Source organism: Pseudomonas sp. F01002 (genome assembly GCF_004402115.1).
GTDB classification, from domain to species: Bacteria; Pseudomonadota; Gammaproteobacteria; order Pseudomonadales; family Pseudomonadaceae; genus Aquipseudomonas; species Aquipseudomonas frigoris.
The window spans coordinates 463586-477241 of sequence record NZ_SOPU01000003.1 but is presented as its reverse complement, the minus strand read 5'-3'; the positions used below and the strand labels follow the sequence as shown (position 1 = coordinate 477241).

General features: G+C 55.1%; 16 protein-coding genes. 10 read left to right on the top strand and 6 right to left on the bottom strand.

The features are described from left to right. Positions 1-20 precede the first annotated feature (20 nt). From E3W21_RS02815 to E3W21_RS02795, 5 genes are all read left to right on the top strand, one after another. On the top strand, positions 21-1271 hold the full coding sequence (locus E3W21_RS02815; RefSeq protein ID WP_008034875.1) for a ribonucleotide-diphosphate reductase subunit beta: 1251 nt from the start codon (positions 21-23) through the stop codon (positions 1269-1271). A gap of 420 nt (positions 1272-1691) precedes the next feature. Continuing rightward, positions 1692-2222 (top strand): Bro-N domain-containing protein, encoded by a 531-nt coding sequence (locus E3W21_RS02810; protein ID WP_134417900.1) that lies wholly within the window; start codon positions 1692-1694, stop codon positions 2220-2222. 120 nt (positions 2223-2342) lie between these two features. Beyond that, the gene (locus E3W21_RS02805; protein WP_134417894.1) at positions 2343-3056 is read left to right on the top strand and encodes an HNH endonuclease signature motif containing protein; all 714 of its coding nucleotides are present in this window, start codon (positions 2343-2345) and stop codon (positions 3054-3056) included. Positions 3057-3248: 192 nt separating this feature from the next. Then, positions 3249-4466: an S-type pyocin domain-containing protein gene (locus E3W21_RS02800; RefSeq protein ID WP_134417887.1), complete on the top strand. Its 1218-nt coding sequence runs from the start codon at positions 3249-3251 to the stop codon at positions 4464-4466. 7 nt (positions 4467-4473) lie between these two features. Then, positions 4474-4737: a colicin E3-like toxin immunity protein gene (locus tag E3W21_RS02795; RefSeq protein WP_134417880.1), complete on the top strand. Its 264-nt coding sequence runs from the start codon at positions 4474-4476 to the stop codon at positions 4735-4737. A 263-nt stretch (positions 4738-5000) separates the two neighbouring features. On the opposite strand, the gene E3W21_RS02790 is transcribed toward E3W21_RS02795, so the two are convergent. Next, positions 5001-5372 (bottom strand): type II toxin-antitoxin system VapC family toxin, encoded by a 372-nt coding sequence (locus E3W21_RS02790; protein ID WP_256661478.1) that lies wholly within the window; start codon positions 5370-5372, stop codon positions 5001-5003. An 11-nt stretch (positions 5373-5383) separates the two neighbouring features. Further along, on the bottom strand, positions 5384-5629 hold the full coding sequence (locus E3W21_RS02785; RefSeq protein ID WP_134417866.1) for a type II toxin-antitoxin system Phd/YefM family antitoxin: 246 nt from the start codon (positions 5627-5629) through the stop codon (positions 5384-5386). Between the two features lie 277 nt (positions 5630-5906). Here E3W21_RS02785 and E3W21_RS02780 point away from each other — a divergent pair, with 277 nt between their 5' ends. After that, a complete protein-coding gene (locus E3W21_RS02780) occupies positions 5907-6896 on the top strand; it encodes a hypothetical protein (protein WP_134417859.1) in 990 nt (329 codons plus the stop codon). 30 nt (positions 6897-6926) lie between these two features. Here E3W21_RS02780 and E3W21_RS02775 read toward each other — a convergent pair whose 3' ends face one another. The 3 genes from E3W21_RS02775 to E3W21_RS02765 form a co-directional block, all read right to left on the bottom strand. Continuing rightward, positions 6927-7622: a hypothetical protein gene (locus tag E3W21_RS02775; RefSeq protein ID WP_134417852.1), complete on the bottom strand. Its 696-nt coding sequence runs from the start codon at positions 7620-7622 to the stop codon at positions 6927-6929. Between the two features lie 38 nt (positions 7623-7660). Then, a complete protein-coding gene (locus E3W21_RS02770) occupies positions 7661-8029 on the bottom strand; it encodes a hypothetical protein (protein WP_008145964.1) in 369 nt (122 codons plus the stop codon). Positions 8030-8100: 71 nt separating this feature from the next. Then, positions 8101-8916, bottom strand: coding sequence for a sulfite exporter TauE/SafE family protein (locus E3W21_RS02765; protein WP_134417845.1), 816 nt, complete (start codon positions 8914-8916; stop codon positions 8101-8103). Between the two features lie 109 nt (positions 8917-9025). Here E3W21_RS02765 and E3W21_RS02760 point away from each other — a divergent pair, with 109 nt between their 5' ends. Then, the gene (locus E3W21_RS02760; protein WP_134417838.1) at positions 9026-9793 is read left to right on the top strand and encodes a helix-turn-helix domain-containing protein; all 768 of its coding nucleotides are present in this window, start codon (positions 9026-9028) and stop codon (positions 9791-9793) included. A gap of 273 nt (positions 9794-10066) precedes the next feature. Here E3W21_RS02760 and bglX read toward each other — a convergent pair whose 3' ends face one another. Beyond that, positions 10067-12331 carry a beta-glucosidase BglX gene (gene bglX / locus E3W21_RS02755; RefSeq protein ID WP_134418026.1) on the bottom strand — a complete coding sequence of 755 codons (2265 nt, stop codon included), beginning with the start codon at positions 12329-12331 and terminating at the stop codon, positions 10067-10069. 277 nt (positions 12332-12608) lie between these two features. On the opposite strand from bglX, the gene E3W21_RS02750 reads away from it, so the two are divergent. From E3W21_RS02750 to E3W21_RS02740, 3 genes are read left to right on the top strand one after another with little or no spacing between them, the layout of a single operon-like run. After that, positions 12609-12926, top strand: a complete 318-nt coding sequence (locus tag E3W21_RS02750; RefSeq protein ID WP_134417831.1) for a helix-turn-helix transcriptional regulator — start codon at positions 12609-12611, stop codon at positions 12924-12926. Positions 12927-12970: 44 nt separating this feature from the next. Further along, a complete protein-coding gene (locus E3W21_RS02745; RefSeq protein WP_129437678.1) occupies positions 12971-13333 on the top strand; it encodes a type II toxin-antitoxin system RelE/ParE family toxin in 363 nt (120 codons plus the stop codon). Then, positions 13326-13646, top strand: coding sequence for a helix-turn-helix domain-containing protein (locus tag E3W21_RS02740; protein WP_129437680.1), 321 nt, complete (start codon positions 13326-13328; stop codon positions 13644-13646). Before E3W21_RS02745 ends, E3W21_RS02740 begins: the two co-directional genes overlap by 8 nt. Positions 13647-13656 lie beyond the last annotated feature (10 nt).

Genomic DNA, 13656 nt, shown 5'->3' with positions numbered 1-13656 from the left:
CACGCAGGAGACGACACGTCATGCTGAGCTGGGACGAATTCGACAAAGAAGACAGCGGCGAAACCGTTGTAAAAGGCGCCAACGCTGGGCACGCAACTGAAGCCAACATGGACCGCCTCGACACCGCTGGTGGCGTCGCGGCTCAAGAAGCCCGCGCTGTAACCGCGTCCGACTCCGCCGCAATCGCCCGTGCAAAAGCTGCCCTGGACAACCTCGACATCGCCGAAGGCCTCGCCGAACTCGAAGGCGCCTCCGCCCGTGTGGCCGTCGACGAAAAGCGCATGATCAACTGCCGCGCCGACCTCAACCAGCTCGTCCCGTTCAAGTACGACTGGGCCTGGCAGAAGTACCTGGACGGTTGCGCAAACCACTGGATGCCGCAAGAAGTCAACATGACCGCCGACATCGCCCTCTGGAAAGACCCGGAAGGCCTGACCGACGACGAGCGCCGCATCGTGATGCGCAACCTCGGCTTCTTCTCCACCGCCGACTCCCTGGTTGCCAACAACCTGGTGCTGGCCGTGTACCGCCTGATCACCAACCCGGAATGCCGCCAGTACATCCTGCGCCAGGCATTCGAAGAGGCGATCCACACCCACGCCTACCAGTACTGCATCGAATCGTTGGCCATGGATGAAGGCGAGATCTTCAACATGTACCACGAGATCCCATCGGTCGCGAAAAAAGCCACCTGGGGCCTCAAATACACCCGTTCGATCTCCGATCCGAAGTTCGAAACCGGCACCGTCGAAACCGACAAAGAATTGCTGCGCAACCTGATCGCCTACTACTGCGTTCTGGAAGGCATCTTCTTCTACTGCGGCTTCACCCAGATCCTCTCCATGGGCCGCCGCAACAAAATGACCGGCGTCGCCGAGCAGTTCCAATACATCCTGCGCGACGAATCCATGCACCTGAACTTCGGCATCGACGTGATCAACCAGATCAAAATCGAAAACCCGCACTTGTGGGATGCTGAAATGAAGGAAGAAGCTTCGCAGATGATTCTGCAGGGCACTCAGCTGGAAATCGAATACGCGCGCGACACCATGCCTCGCGGCGTGTTGGGCATGAACGCGGCGATGATGGAGGACTACCTGAAGTTCATCGCTAACCGTCGTCTGTCGCAGATTGGGTTGAAGGAAGAGTATCCAGGGACGACTAACCCGTTCCCTTGGATGAGCGAGATTATGGACTTGAAGAAAGAGAAGAATTTCTTTGAGACGAGAGTTATTGAGTATCAGACTGGTGGGGCGTTGAGCTGGGATTGATTCCTGGAGCTCGCCGCGATTTGCTGATTGCAACCTGAATCGACAAATCGAAAAAGCAAAAGCCCCGATCTGATCGGGGCTTTTTTATGGTCGGATGAATATGTTTTTTTTCATCCCTACGCTACGACGCTAAAACTCCTACAAAACTTACAGCTGCTTCCGCGTTGATGCCCGACCAAAGCACCTCTAAGCTCCATTTCAGGTGCCTAAGAAACGCCCAACGTAGAAAGCTTGGTCAATCACACAGACACGCAACTCACCCTTTGGTGATTTGTCGTTCGGATGTGCGAAGGCTTTGCTCGTTGGGATTTTTTAAGTCCACTCTACGCTGGGGTCAGGCCCTCCTAAATCTACACGTAGAGGTACTGGATATGCCTGAACACGATTTACCCCGCACTCTCGCCATTCTGGAGATCAGTCATGACTGATCCCTTCTCTGTAACAGTCTTCACTCGCCACAACCTTGCCCTCCATGCCCTCCTCCTAGAAAACCAACCATGGTTCTGTGCCCGAGATCTGGGTCGTTTGATGGGTTTCCATCTGAATGATCGTGTGGTCAGCAAACTGGACGAGGATCAGAGACATACGTTGTTGATTGAGTACCACGGCCAACCGGAGAAACGGTTGATGATCAGCGAGTCCGGTGCGTATGCATTGCTGGTATATCACTACGCGCCAGGGCATCGGTTGCTGCGTGAATGGTTGACTCATCAAGTGGTGCCAGCCTTGCGTGATGCGGGGCAATCGAATTCTGATCGGCCGATGTTGAGTATGTTGGATTGGCCGGAGATGTCGTTGAGTCTGTTGCATTGGCAGGATGAAGGCTGGATTCGGCTGCGGGATATGCCTTATCTGTTGCTCAATCGCACACGACGGCGGGTGCCGGTGGTTAAGCCTTGGTGGCGGAAGGTTGTGGAGGTGTTTCAGTCTTCGAAGCATTCCGTCGGTTAGCGCGCAAATGGCTTTGTAGGACCGACTGAACGATTCGTCGCTCTTTTCTGTAGGAATTTTCGTAGACAGTCGTAATGGCCACTCAGTATCGTCCGAGGGTTTTCAACCCTCGGCGATTGTATGGACACGGAAAAGAGCAACAGCGATTGGAGTGACGTGGAGATTCAGGCTGCAGTCGATGCCTATCTCAGCATGTTGTCCCGCGAGCTGAGCGGTCAGAATGTCAATAAGGCTCATGAAAATCGCGTCTTGCGCGAAGGTGCCCTCGCCGGTCGTACCAAAGGCTCAGTTGAGTTTCGGATGCAGAACATTTCTACCGTGCTGGAAGAGCTGAAGCGTGATCGCATTCAGGGGTACAAACCTGCCAAGAATGTCGGCGCGAATGTAGCTAGCAGCATTCGCGACGCGCTGAATGCTCCAAGCACTTTGACTCCTGAAGACTTTGCACCGACCGCTGACGAAGCAACGCTAGAACGACGTGCCGCCAAGCTTGAGAAGCAATCGCTCAAGGGTGAGCCGAAAGGAATTTTGAAACCACAGCAGTTGCCCACCTCTGGCAACGCTTATGTACGCGATCCTGAGGTGAGAGCTTGGGTGCGGAAAGAGGCAAAGGGTGTCTGCGAAGGTTGTGGCCAGCCTGCTCCGTTTGAAAAGGACGGCAGACCGTTTCTTGAGGTTCATCACGTTAAGCATTTGGCGCAGGAAGGTTCGGATCGCCCGAGCAATGCCGTGGCGCTGTGTCCGAACTGTCATCGACGTTGTCACCATTCGAGCGACCGGGATGAGTTCACAGCTTCACTGTTTCAGAAAGTGGAGCGGTTGAAGTTTGAGTGATCGGGCCTGGAAAACTTCATCGGCACATGTGCACGAAGGCGGCGAGTCGTAAGGATTGCGCTGCCGTCCCGATAAAAAGAGAAAACGCTTATCGTCATCAAGGACTCGTCCTACAGCCACGATTAGACACGTTCGTTAACGTCGCGCAGCCCCTTTTCCGGGGCTGCCGATGGATGAACGAAAGGATGATCAGTGGCTGGCAACAAGGACATTCCGCGGATTAAGAATCCACCCTCCGGGGATGGGCATCACGTCACCTACCGCTACATGACTGCCACCGAATTGGCCGAGCGGGACGCCAGACAAAAAGCCTACGAGGCCATGCTGGCCAGGCAAGACGCCTTCGAACGCAGCCGTCAGGTCATAGCGGAAAGGCAAAGGCCCACTCAAGCCGGATGTGTCTTCGCCAAGTCCTGCAAGCTGCCGGACGCCATCATCGATTACTCGAATCCCTCAGGGATGGTGCCGACCGATAGCCTGAAAGACTACGGTGACCTGATTCTGCTGGGTGCTCGCGAAGCGGATGAATCAGGCGTTGTGCCACTGAAGAAGATCAGTGGCACAGCGATTCCCATCGGTCTGGGTTCCCTCGCCTTGGCCGGCTCGGCATTCGCCGCTGCTCCCGTGGCCGCGGCGAGCGCCGTAACAGCAACGTTGATTGGCCTTGTTGCGCTGGTCACACAATCGAGTCTGGGCGACAGCTCGCTTTACACCGAAGACCAACTCCGTGCGCTCAAACAGGCCCGCACCCGCGTTCGCCTTCGGGTCGAGCAACAGATTGACGGCAGCCTCAAGGGATACGGTTTCTACACCGGCAAAAATCGCGATTGGGAAATGGTTGACGTCGTGCAGTTCACATTGCGTGGCAGCCAGCAGGTGGCTGACCTGGGTGACGGCATTGAACTGATCTGGACACCGGCTGTAGATGGTTCCGACATCCTGGGCATTCCGGCGCTGCAAGCTGCACCGCAAGCACCGCATATCTGGGTTTACCCGCCGACGAAAGCGGCTGACAGCATCATCGTGAACCCGGTGTATCCGCCGGAGTACAAGGATTTCATTCTGGTGTTCCCGGCGGGATCGGGGGTAAGGCCGGTTTATATTGTGGTGAGTGCTAGGGGCAAAGGCACAGCCGAAGCTGGTCACACCTATCACCCAGCCCCCGAAACCGAAGACATCACTGCATTTCCTGGATTGAGAAGAACAAAAAAGAAAACCCCATACGCGGGAGGACTTCGGGATCGCTGGACTGATGCGAAGGGTAGAACCATTTACGAGTGGGATTTTTTACATGGTGAACTTGAAGCCTATCGTTCAAGTGATGGCAGCCACTTAGGTTCTTTCGACTATGAGACTGGCGAACAGCTGGACCCACCGAAGAAAAATCGAAGCATCAAAAAATATCTATGAGGACGTTATGGGACTGAAAATCAGGCTGGAATGGTATGACAAACGAACCGAGATGGGCGAAGGGGAGGAGTTGTCGAAAGACTTTGGCGATGATGGCTCTGTTATCGAAGCGCTGGGCATACCCATTGAAAACAATGTGAACAATGGCGGTTTCAACGTATCTCCCGACTGGGTCAGCACTCTTCAGCCTCATTTCCACCATGCCATTCAGTTGCTCTCCTATGACTACCAAGTTGCGTTCGTCTATCGAGACAAGTGGCAATCGAAGTGATAGTGGACTGAAAGAGCCAACACAAAAAAACCGACCGACCTCCTGATCGGTTTTTGTTTACTCGCTTTCTTCGCTTAGTGCGAAACGCGACTCGTCAGCTCCTGCTTGCCAGATCCGGGACCGCTACGAAGCCCAACGGGGCCAACCCACCTCGCCTCAGCTTGGTGGTCGGCTTGGGGAATGTGGTGATCTTATGAATCGCGAACAGGCTCGCGCCCACAGGGATTTGCGGCTGGTTTGGGAACATCGGCGCCCCGCCCCCCTCACGACCTTGCCGAAACTACCCTCACCCCGTACTGCGGAATAATCCCGTCCGCGGTGACTAACTCCAGCCCTTCCGCCTGAGCCTGGGCAATCAACATCCGATCAAACGGATCGCGATGAATCTCCGGTAACTTGCCTGCCTGCTGTCCATGGAACAGCGAAATCGGCAGTTTGGTAAAACCCTCGTCCTCAACCAGCGCCTCAAGATCCTCTGGGGCTTCTAGCATTCCTTTGGCCTGTTTGATCGATATCTCCCAGATCGAAGCGGCGCTCACCAGGACCTGATTACGCGGCTCCCCGATCATTTGTCGAGCGTCTGTTCCCAGTGAAGGATCATCGGACAGCCACCAAAGAAACGCATGGGTATCCAACAGCAAGCGCCTCATAGACTGCCCTCAAATCCATCGATGATGTCGTCGGGGGTCTTGTCAAAATCGGCAGACATCCGAATCTTCCCCTTTAACCGTCCAGGCTTGCGCGCCCGAGGTGTATCGACATGAGGCAGCAGATCGAGATAAGGCTTGCCGGCCTTGGCAATCACAACCTTGTCGCCATGCCATACACGTTCAGCAAGTTGGGAAAGTTGAGATTTTGCTTCGTGCATGTTTACTTGCACCAGTTCATTCATATGGCACCTCCATAGGGTTAGCTAAGCTAGCCTAAGCTGGAGATTTCCAATAGGCAAGGTGTCGAGCTGACCGCTTGTCAAAAAGCAAGCTGTCCGAGAAGACCGACAACGCGTTCAACCAGATGCCCCGTGGTGTTCTTGAGTTTTTCGCGAGCAAGCTCGCTCCCACAGGTTTGGTGTGTTACCGCAGATTTTGCGCTGTGTTGAAAACAGTGAGTGCAACCCGCCCCGCCTCCCGCTATTAATACCCTTCCCCACTCAAGGACCCGAGCCACCCATGAAATTCGACCTCGCCTACTGCCTCAGCCTAGACGACAAGCTGTCGATCTATGACGTGCGCGATTTGAATTTCGACGAGACCATGGAGTTTGATTCCGTTAAGGAACACTTCCAATGTCCCAATGACGCATGCAGGACGGCCTTCGATGCGGCGAATGTGTTGACGACGTTCAACGCCAAAAACGTGAATTACGTTCGCACCCCGCACTTCAAGAACACGCCCAGCACCCGCCATGTTGCGGATTGTCCTTATGTCAGCCTCAAGACGCCGCCGTCAGGTGTGGACGCGGACGGTGCGGAAACGGATGACAGTCGCGAGGAGCATTTCCCATCGGAGTTGTTGCTGACGCGGCGTGAGTATGTGCGTAAGCCGTCGAGCCCGGCGGTGGCGGCTGATGTGATGCGGGACGATCCGAAATCCTCTTCAGCGGCCAGTAATGTCGAACACCCGAGCCGCGAGTCGGCACCGGACAAGACAAGTGTCTTCGCCCATCCGGTGGAGTGTTTTGTGTCGAATTTCGAGGACAAGGAGTTGCTCAAGCGCATGCCGCTGAAGATTGGCGAGCACACGGCGCCCTACAGTTCTTTCTTCAAGAAAATCGAGTTTCTGCTGGACAACAAAGGGCTGATTTACTGGGGCAAGATCAAGAAAATCGAGGATTACCACAGCGCAAGTTTTCGCATCGATTTCGAACAGAAGGTCTGGTTCAAGCAACCGGACGAGGCGAAGAAGAAGCCTTACTCGGTCAACGTTTACCTGAGCAAAAAACTGATCGACAACTACCGCAAACGCAAAGCGTTTCTGGAAGAGATCAAGCACGCTATCGAGAGCGAAAAAGAGTTGTTTTGCTTCTTTTATGGTGTGACGCCGGAGTTGAAGCAGGTGCCAAGCAAGAAAAACCCCGAGCAGATGTTCGGGGTGTTCAGCGCCCATATCGAGAACCTGGATCACTTCATCATTCGTGAGGCGCCGGGGCTCAAAGGTTAAAGGACCGGGGCACGGCGTTATTGCGACGGCTCATTGCGCTTCGAGATTAAGCTGCCTTACGACCTCCCGAATCTCCCGTTTCACTTCCTTGTGCCGCTCACGGGCTGCTTGAATGCCAAGCTCATCAAGGCCGCCGTAACGGCTTAACCAGTGAACGATCATTTCCTCATCCGGGTAGAAGTAATCCTTGTGTTCTTTACCGCCTCTCGGGTAGTTGTTCATGTCGGAATCGAAGCGGGCCGCCGAGAGTTCGTCAGGGGGTAAAGAACCTCGTTCGGCAGCACATCCCTCAAACACCCAGGCGATGTCATTGATGTGTTTCTGCGCACCGCGATGTCCGCGTTTGTAAAACACGTACTCGCGACAACTCTCTTGGAATCGCTCCGCTATCAGTTCGTCGTTGAACCAACGAAGTATGTCGTGTTGCCCCGCATGCTGAATCACGCCATTTATCCAACGCTCGGAAAAACGTTGAACGAAACCTTTGATGTCCGCTTTTTTCGCGTCCGCAAAAATCATGCAATAACGAGTTTTTACGTGAATGACGTACAACACATGCTTGCGTTGAACAGTGACAGCGTGAACCAGCCACTGTTCGGCGGACTCATCAGGCACATCATCTTCAATGACGGACGATGGCGGTTTGTGCACCGGGCTGATTTTTTTACCCTTGTGCACGCGGCTGAAGAAGTTACTTGCCGCTTCGGTGCAATTGAAGATCCACATCCATCGTTCTCTTATAAAAGGCTGGTTGATAACCGTTTTCAGTCCTGCCGCACGATCTCTTCGACCCATTCAAGCTCATAGGGCCGGCGAATGACATCCGAGATGTAGTCCAGCGCATCTTCACTGAGCACTGATAACTCTGCGTCGGTCAGCAAGTCATGCATGACAAACAACCTCAATGCGGTGAGAGCACTGGAGCGGGATTGGCTGTGATGGTCAAAGGCCCGGGCCATGTCCTTATTCCGATCATGGATCAAGCCGTAGAGCATTCCATATCGAGCGTGAGCAGACAGCGCACCGTGCAGGGTAATGGCTTTTGCATCGGCAAGAACGCCCTGGCAAAACCGATCGAGCGCGATCTTGCGCAGTTCCTTGAATTTCTTCCAGTCACTTTCGAGGATCGACATGGCATTCTCCTGCGTGAAATCTTGGACAGTGCGAAGGCGCATTGTTGCGAATAAGCCTACCGATTCCAACCCTACGTGACGCACATACTCAGCATCACCAAAACCAGCAAACCAACATATACCCGCGCATGCATTCGGTCCGGTATCCGCCCAATCCACGGCGTAGCCAACCGAATCCCCACCATAGACCCCACCGTCAAAACTGCAAACGCCAGCACATCCACATAACCGATAAACCACGGCCCCAGATCAAGCTCGGTAAACCCAGCCAACGCCATGTAAGTCAGCGTCCCGGCCAACGCCACGGGCAAACTCAGCGGATTGGCCATGGACGTCGCCTGGGACATGCTCAACCCACAACGCCGCAACAACGGCACGGTCATGACGCTGCCGCCTACGCCGAGAAACGTGGCGATGGTGCCGATTCCTACACCGCCGCCAGACACTTCTGTCCTTCCCAATCGCCGTGGGATGGCGGTGTCGGACGCTGTAAGAAAGCCGCGTCGCAACACGCAATCGGCGATGGTCACGCTCAGGTACGCGATGAAGGCATAGCGAATCACCTCACCACTCACCCACATCGCCGCTACGGCGCCGACTACCGCGCCCACGCCGATAAACCCGCCCAACGGCCACAGGTAATGACGAATGAGATTACCGGCGCGTCGGTGTTTTCCGGTGGCGATCGTTGCGTTGACGATCATCACGCAGGTCGAGGTAGCCACAGCAATGTGCATCGCCGATTGGCCGACGGGGTCGTCTGTGCCGTGGCTGGTCATGAGCATGCGGTAGAGCAATGGCACGACGACGAAGCCGCCGCCGAAACCGAACAGCACCGCGGTGATGCCGGTCATGCAGCCGAAGAGTGCCAGCAGGAGATAGAACATGGGTGTCGTCCGTTGTTGAGAGCGGTCGACGATAGAACGATGCGCCTTGGCCTGCCTCAGCAAGTCAGCCAATAATGTTCGCGTTTACGCCAACCGCTGGGACTGCTCGATGCGCAATGTTTCGATTGATCTGCTGGACCACACGCCACGGCCGGTGGTGGCCATCGGTACGGATTATTCCCACGGCCATGTGTTGCCTCGTCATACCCATCGGCGGGCGCAATTGTTATACGGCGCCACCGGGGTGATGCAGGTCAGCACGCACGACGGCAATTGGGTAGTACCGCCGCAGCGGGCGGTATGGATTCCGTCGGGGGTGGCGCATGAGGTGTTGATGATGGGGGTGAGTACCCGCAGTTTGTATATCGAGCCGGGGGCGGTGGATCTGGGGGAGCGTTGTCAGGTGATCAGCGTTTCGCCGTTGATGCGGCATTTGCTGATGGAGGCGGTGGAGATCCCGCTGGCGTATGACGAGCGCGGGCGCGACGGTACGCTGATCGGCTTGCTGCTGCATGAACTGGCGCGCAGCACTCACCTGCCCTTGCACATTCCGCTGCCCGTCGATGCGCGGCTACTCGCGTTGTGCCAGGGTTTTGTGCAGCGGCCCGACGCTCATCAGTCGCTACAGCAATGGGCCGATCAGTTGCACATCAGCCTGCGTACTTTCAATCGCCTGTTCCGCCAACAAACCGGTATGAGTTTCAGTCAATGGCGGCAGCGGGCTTGCGTGGTGCTGGCTCTGGCGCGGCTGGTGGCCGGCGAACCGGTGACGCGGATTGCCCTGGATTTTGGCTATGACAGCCCCGCTGCGTTCTCGACAATGTTCCGCCGCGTACTGGGGCAGGCACCGTCCGTCTGGTTGGAGGGGGCGAAGTAGTCAGCCCAAAAAAGAGAGGCCGCTGCCGTTAATACCAGTCAGTTAAGCAATTTCAGCCGCGACGCACACTTTGTAGCAGCTGGCGAAGCCTGCGTTCGGCTCGGTCCGCGCTCGGGCGAAGCAGTCGTGAATCCGACTGACGCGGTCTGCCTGATGCACCGCAATCTCTGGTTTTACGACTGCTACGCAGCCGAACGCAGGCTTCGCCAGCTGCTACAGATCGCATAACGGTTCAACTGACTGGCATTAGCCACTGCCGCTAATGCCTCGACCTTAAAGCAACTCAAAACTCTGCTCCTTCACATCCTGAGAATCCAGACCGATCTGCACCCGGAACTCGCCCGGCTCGGCGGCGTATTCCAACTGAGCGTTGAAGAACTTCAAGTCGTTCTCATCAATGCTGAAGTGGACCGCTTTCTCTTCTCCGGCCTTGAGCATGATTTTTTGAAAGTTCTTCAGTTCTTTGACCGGACGGCTGAGGGAGCCAACGACATCGCGGATATACAGCTGAACTACCGTTTCGCCTTCGCGCTGGCCGGTATTCTTCACGATGACGCTGGCGACGAGCTTGTCGGTTTTGTTCAGTGTGGTCGAAGACAGGGCCATGTCAGTCAGGCTGAAGTCGGTATAGCTCAGTCCATAGCCGAAGGGATAAAGCGGACCATCGGATTGATCGAAATATTGAGATGTGTAGTTGCGAGGCGCACCCGGCAGGTAGGGGCGGCCGGTGTTCAAGTGGCTGTAGTAAATCGGGATCTGCCCCACGGAGCGTGGAAAGGTGATGGGTAACTTGCCGGACGGGTTGTAGTCACCAAACAATACATCGGCAACGGCGTTGCCTCCCTCGGAGCCGCTGTACCAGGTTTCCAGAATCGCATCGGCCTGTTTCTGCTCCTTGCCGATGGAAAGTGGCCGGCCGTTCATCAATACCAGTATCAGCGGCTTGCCGGTGGCTTTCAGGGCGGTGATCAATTCACTCTGGCGCCCCGGCAGATCGAGGCTGGTTCGACTGGCCGCTTCATGAGACATACTGCGGGGCTCGCCCACCACTGCAATCACAACATCGGCTTGCTGTGCAGCCTTGACCGCTTCGTCAATCATTTCTACTGCCGGCCGAGTGTCGTTCTCGATTTCGGCCACTCCCAGATATTTAACAACCTCCGGATCTTCCGTGAGATTGGCGCCTCGGGCATAGATCAGCGAACCTTGGTTCATCGCGCTTTTCAGCCCGTCGTAGATCGTCACCGATTGCGAGGGCACGCCGCTTGCGGACCAACTGCCCATGATGTCGACGGTACTTTTTGCCAACGGGCCTATGAGCGCGATCACACCCTCTTTCTTTAGTGGCAAGAGCCCGTTTTCATTCTTCAGCAGCACCAATGTCTTGCGTGCCACCTCACGGGCCTGCGCTCTGTGCAGACGGTTTTCGGCATTGTTATCAGCGGGGTCTTCACCGGCAACGCCGATGCGCCGGTAAGGGTCTTCGAACAGCCCCATGTCGTACTTGGCCCCCAGGACTTCCCGCACGGCGTTATCGATATTGCTCTGGGAAACAGCGCCAGACTCAAGCAGCCCGGGTAGCTCCGGGCCATAAGAGGAGTCGTTCATGCTCATATCAATACCGGCCCTGATTGCGAGCCTGGCCGCTTCGCGGTGATTCTTCGCAACGCCATGCTGAACCAGATCGGTTATCCCGTTATGGTCGCTGATGACCAGCCCCTTGAAGCCCCATGCTTTGCGAAGCAGGTCTTGCATCAACCATGCATTGGCAGCTGCTGGCACGCCATTTATCGAGTTAAGCGCTGCCATCATCGCTCCCGCGCCACCCTCAATCGCCGAACGATAAGGTGGCAGGTAGTCCTGGTACATCCTGGCCAGGCCCATGTCGACGCTGTTGTAGTCGCGTCCACCCTCGACAGCACCATACAACGCGAAGTGTTTGGCGCTGGCCATGATGCTGTCGGGTGCATTCAGGCTTTTGCCCTGGTAGGCCTGAACCATCACTTTGGCAATGCGCGAAACCAGATAGGTGTCTTCACCGAAGCCTTCGGATGTACGCCCCCAGCGAGGATCACGGGCGATATCTATCATCGGTGCAAAGGTCAAATCGATACCGTCCGCACTGGCTTCTTTCGCCGCCGTTCGACCGCTCAACTCGATAGCGTCCATATCCCAGCTGGAGGCCAACGCCAGGCCAATGGGAAAAATGGTTCGATGGCCGTGTATCACGTCCCAGCCGAAAAACATCGGTATTTTCAGGCGGCTTTGTTGAGCCGCGTCCTGCATGGGTCGGTTTACGTAACGGCTCACAGAGCCGTACGTACCCCCAATGCGCCCGGCAGTGATTTCTTGGCACATCCTTTCGGGAGTCATCTTTTCATCAATAGCGATCAGCCGCAGTTGGCCGACTTTTTCTTCCAGGGTCATCTGATTCATCAGGTTGGTCACAAAGGCATCTTTGTTTGACGATGCCATATCGGCCAGGACGGACAGACTTGTAAAACCGATCAGGGTACATAGCAGACGTAGTCTTTTCATGATTCCCTTCCCTGCATAACGCTGTGGCGCACAGCCTCTGAAACGCCACCTTTCCTTGTATTGAAAATCAGAAAGCTGACGTTCAAACATTGCCGCTGACGGGTGTTGAAAACCCATTGAGCTTTCAGGAGCCGCCTAAAAATAGCGTAGTCGGTCCAACGCTCCTGCCTGAGAGGAAAAATAGAACCGATCAAAAAATGAGTTTGATTCGGGCTTAAAACAACTGTACAAAAACACAGTATATTTTGAACCAGCACTCTTGAGCCCGGAGAACACCATGTCCTCTCTTGCGATGAAAATCACCCTGGAACGTATCGCCCTTTTCCAATTCACCCCCGCACATTGCACTCAGGCCCGAGCGATGCTGGGCTGGAGTGTGGAGGAGTTGTCTCGGGAATCCGGGGTTTCGGTTGACGCTATTCAGCGATTTGAGGATGAACGCAATGTGCTGGATGTTACGCGGCTGGCACTGGCATATCGGTTTGAATCGGAGGGGTTGGTGTTCTTCCCGGGATTTGTGCCGGGGAGAGGGATGAATGTGAGAGGGTCTACGCCTGATCCGGTGGGGCGGGCGGATTATGCGATGGTTGAGTGAGAAATCATCGATTGACGATTATTCCCATATAGGTATATTTTCGCATGAGTACAAGGAAGTCACTCCTGTGGGTTAGCAGCAGTAAGAAAGACCTCAAGCAAATGCCCGCAGATGTACAAGATGTTTTTGGTCATGCACTAGATCTGGCACAAAGCGGTGCAAAACATCCCGACGCGAAGCCTCTAAAGGGTTTTGGAGGTGCAGGTGTGCTTGAGATGGTGGATGACTTCAATACGAACACCTATCGCGCCGTTTATACCGTTCGTTTTGGTAATGCCATTTATGTTCTGCACTGCTTTCAGAAGAAGTCGACTACGGGCATCACAACCACGCAGTGCGACATCGATTTGATCAGAAAGAGACTTCAAGCGGCGCAGGATCACGCAAAAGGATCAGGAAATGATTGAAATCGAAGAGAGCAGCGGGAACGTCTATGAAGACCTCGGGACGCCCAACGCCAATGAAATGCGAGTCAAATCGCAACTGGCGGCCAAAATTGGCGAGATCATCAAGGCTCGCCATTTGACCCAAGTTCAAGCGTCAGAAATCTTGGGCCTCTCTCAACCCAAGCTTTCTGAGATGTTGCGCGGAAAGTTTCGCGGCATCAGTGAAGCCAAGATGATGGAATGCCTTTCCCTGCTCGGACGTGACGTGCAGATCGTGATCAAGACAGCCCCCCGATCACGAAAAGAGGGCCGTATTGAGGTGGTTTTCGCTTAAGACGCTCAGC

Excerpts from the sequence above, each read along its gene's own strand:
- E3W21_RS02775 (WP_134417852.1), bottom strand. The coding sequence starts at position 7,622 with ATGTGGATCTTCAATTGCACCGAAGCGGCAAGTAACTTCTTCAGCCGC.
- E3W21_RS02745 (WP_129437678.1), top strand. The coding sequence starts at position 12,971 with ATGAGTACAAGGAAGTCACTCCTGTGGGTTAGCAGCAGTAAGAAAGAC.
- E3W21_RS02785 (WP_134417866.1), bottom strand. The coding sequence starts at position 5,629 with ATGAATGAACTGGTGCAAGTAAACATGCACGAAGCAAAATCTCAACTT.
- bglX (WP_134418026.1), bottom strand. The coding sequence starts at position 12,331 with ATGAAAAGACTACGTCTGCTATGTACCCTGATCGGTTTTACAAGTCTG.
- E3W21_RS02795 (WP_134417880.1), top strand. The coding sequence starts at position 4,474 with ATGGGACTGAAAATCAGGCTGGAATGGTATGACAAACGAACCGAGATG.
- E3W21_RS02765 (WP_134417845.1), bottom strand. The coding sequence starts at position 8,916 with ATGTTCTATCTCCTGCTGGCACTCTTCGGCTGCATGACCGGCATCACC.
- E3W21_RS02740 (WP_129437680.1), top strand. The coding sequence starts at position 13,326 with ATGATTGAAATCGAAGAGAGCAGCGGGAACGTCTATGAAGACCTCGGG.
- E3W21_RS02780 (WP_134417859.1), top strand. The coding sequence starts at position 5,907 with ATGAAATTCGACCTCGCCTACTGCCTCAGCCTAGACGACAAGCTGTCG.
- E3W21_RS02770 (WP_008145964.1), bottom strand. The coding sequence starts at position 8,029 with ATGTCGATCCTCGAAAGTGACTGGAAGAAATTCAAGGAACTGCGCAAG.
- E3W21_RS02750 (WP_134417831.1), top strand. The coding sequence starts at position 12,609 with ATGTCCTCTCTTGCGATGAAAATCACCCTGGAACGTATCGCCCTTTTC.
- E3W21_RS02805 (WP_134417894.1), top strand. The coding sequence starts at position 2,343 with ATGGACACGGAAAAGAGCAACAGCGATTGGAGTGACGTGGAGATTCAG.
- E3W21_RS02810 (WP_134417900.1), top strand. The coding sequence starts at position 1,692 with ATGACTGATCCCTTCTCTGTAACAGTCTTCACTCGCCACAACCTTGCC.
- E3W21_RS02815 (WP_008034875.1), top strand. The coding sequence starts at position 21 with ATGCTGAGCTGGGACGAATTCGACAAAGAAGACAGCGGCGAAACCGTT.
- E3W21_RS02760 (WP_134417838.1), top strand. The coding sequence starts at position 9,026 with ATGCGCAATGTTTCGATTGATCTGCTGGACCACACGCCACGGCCGGTG.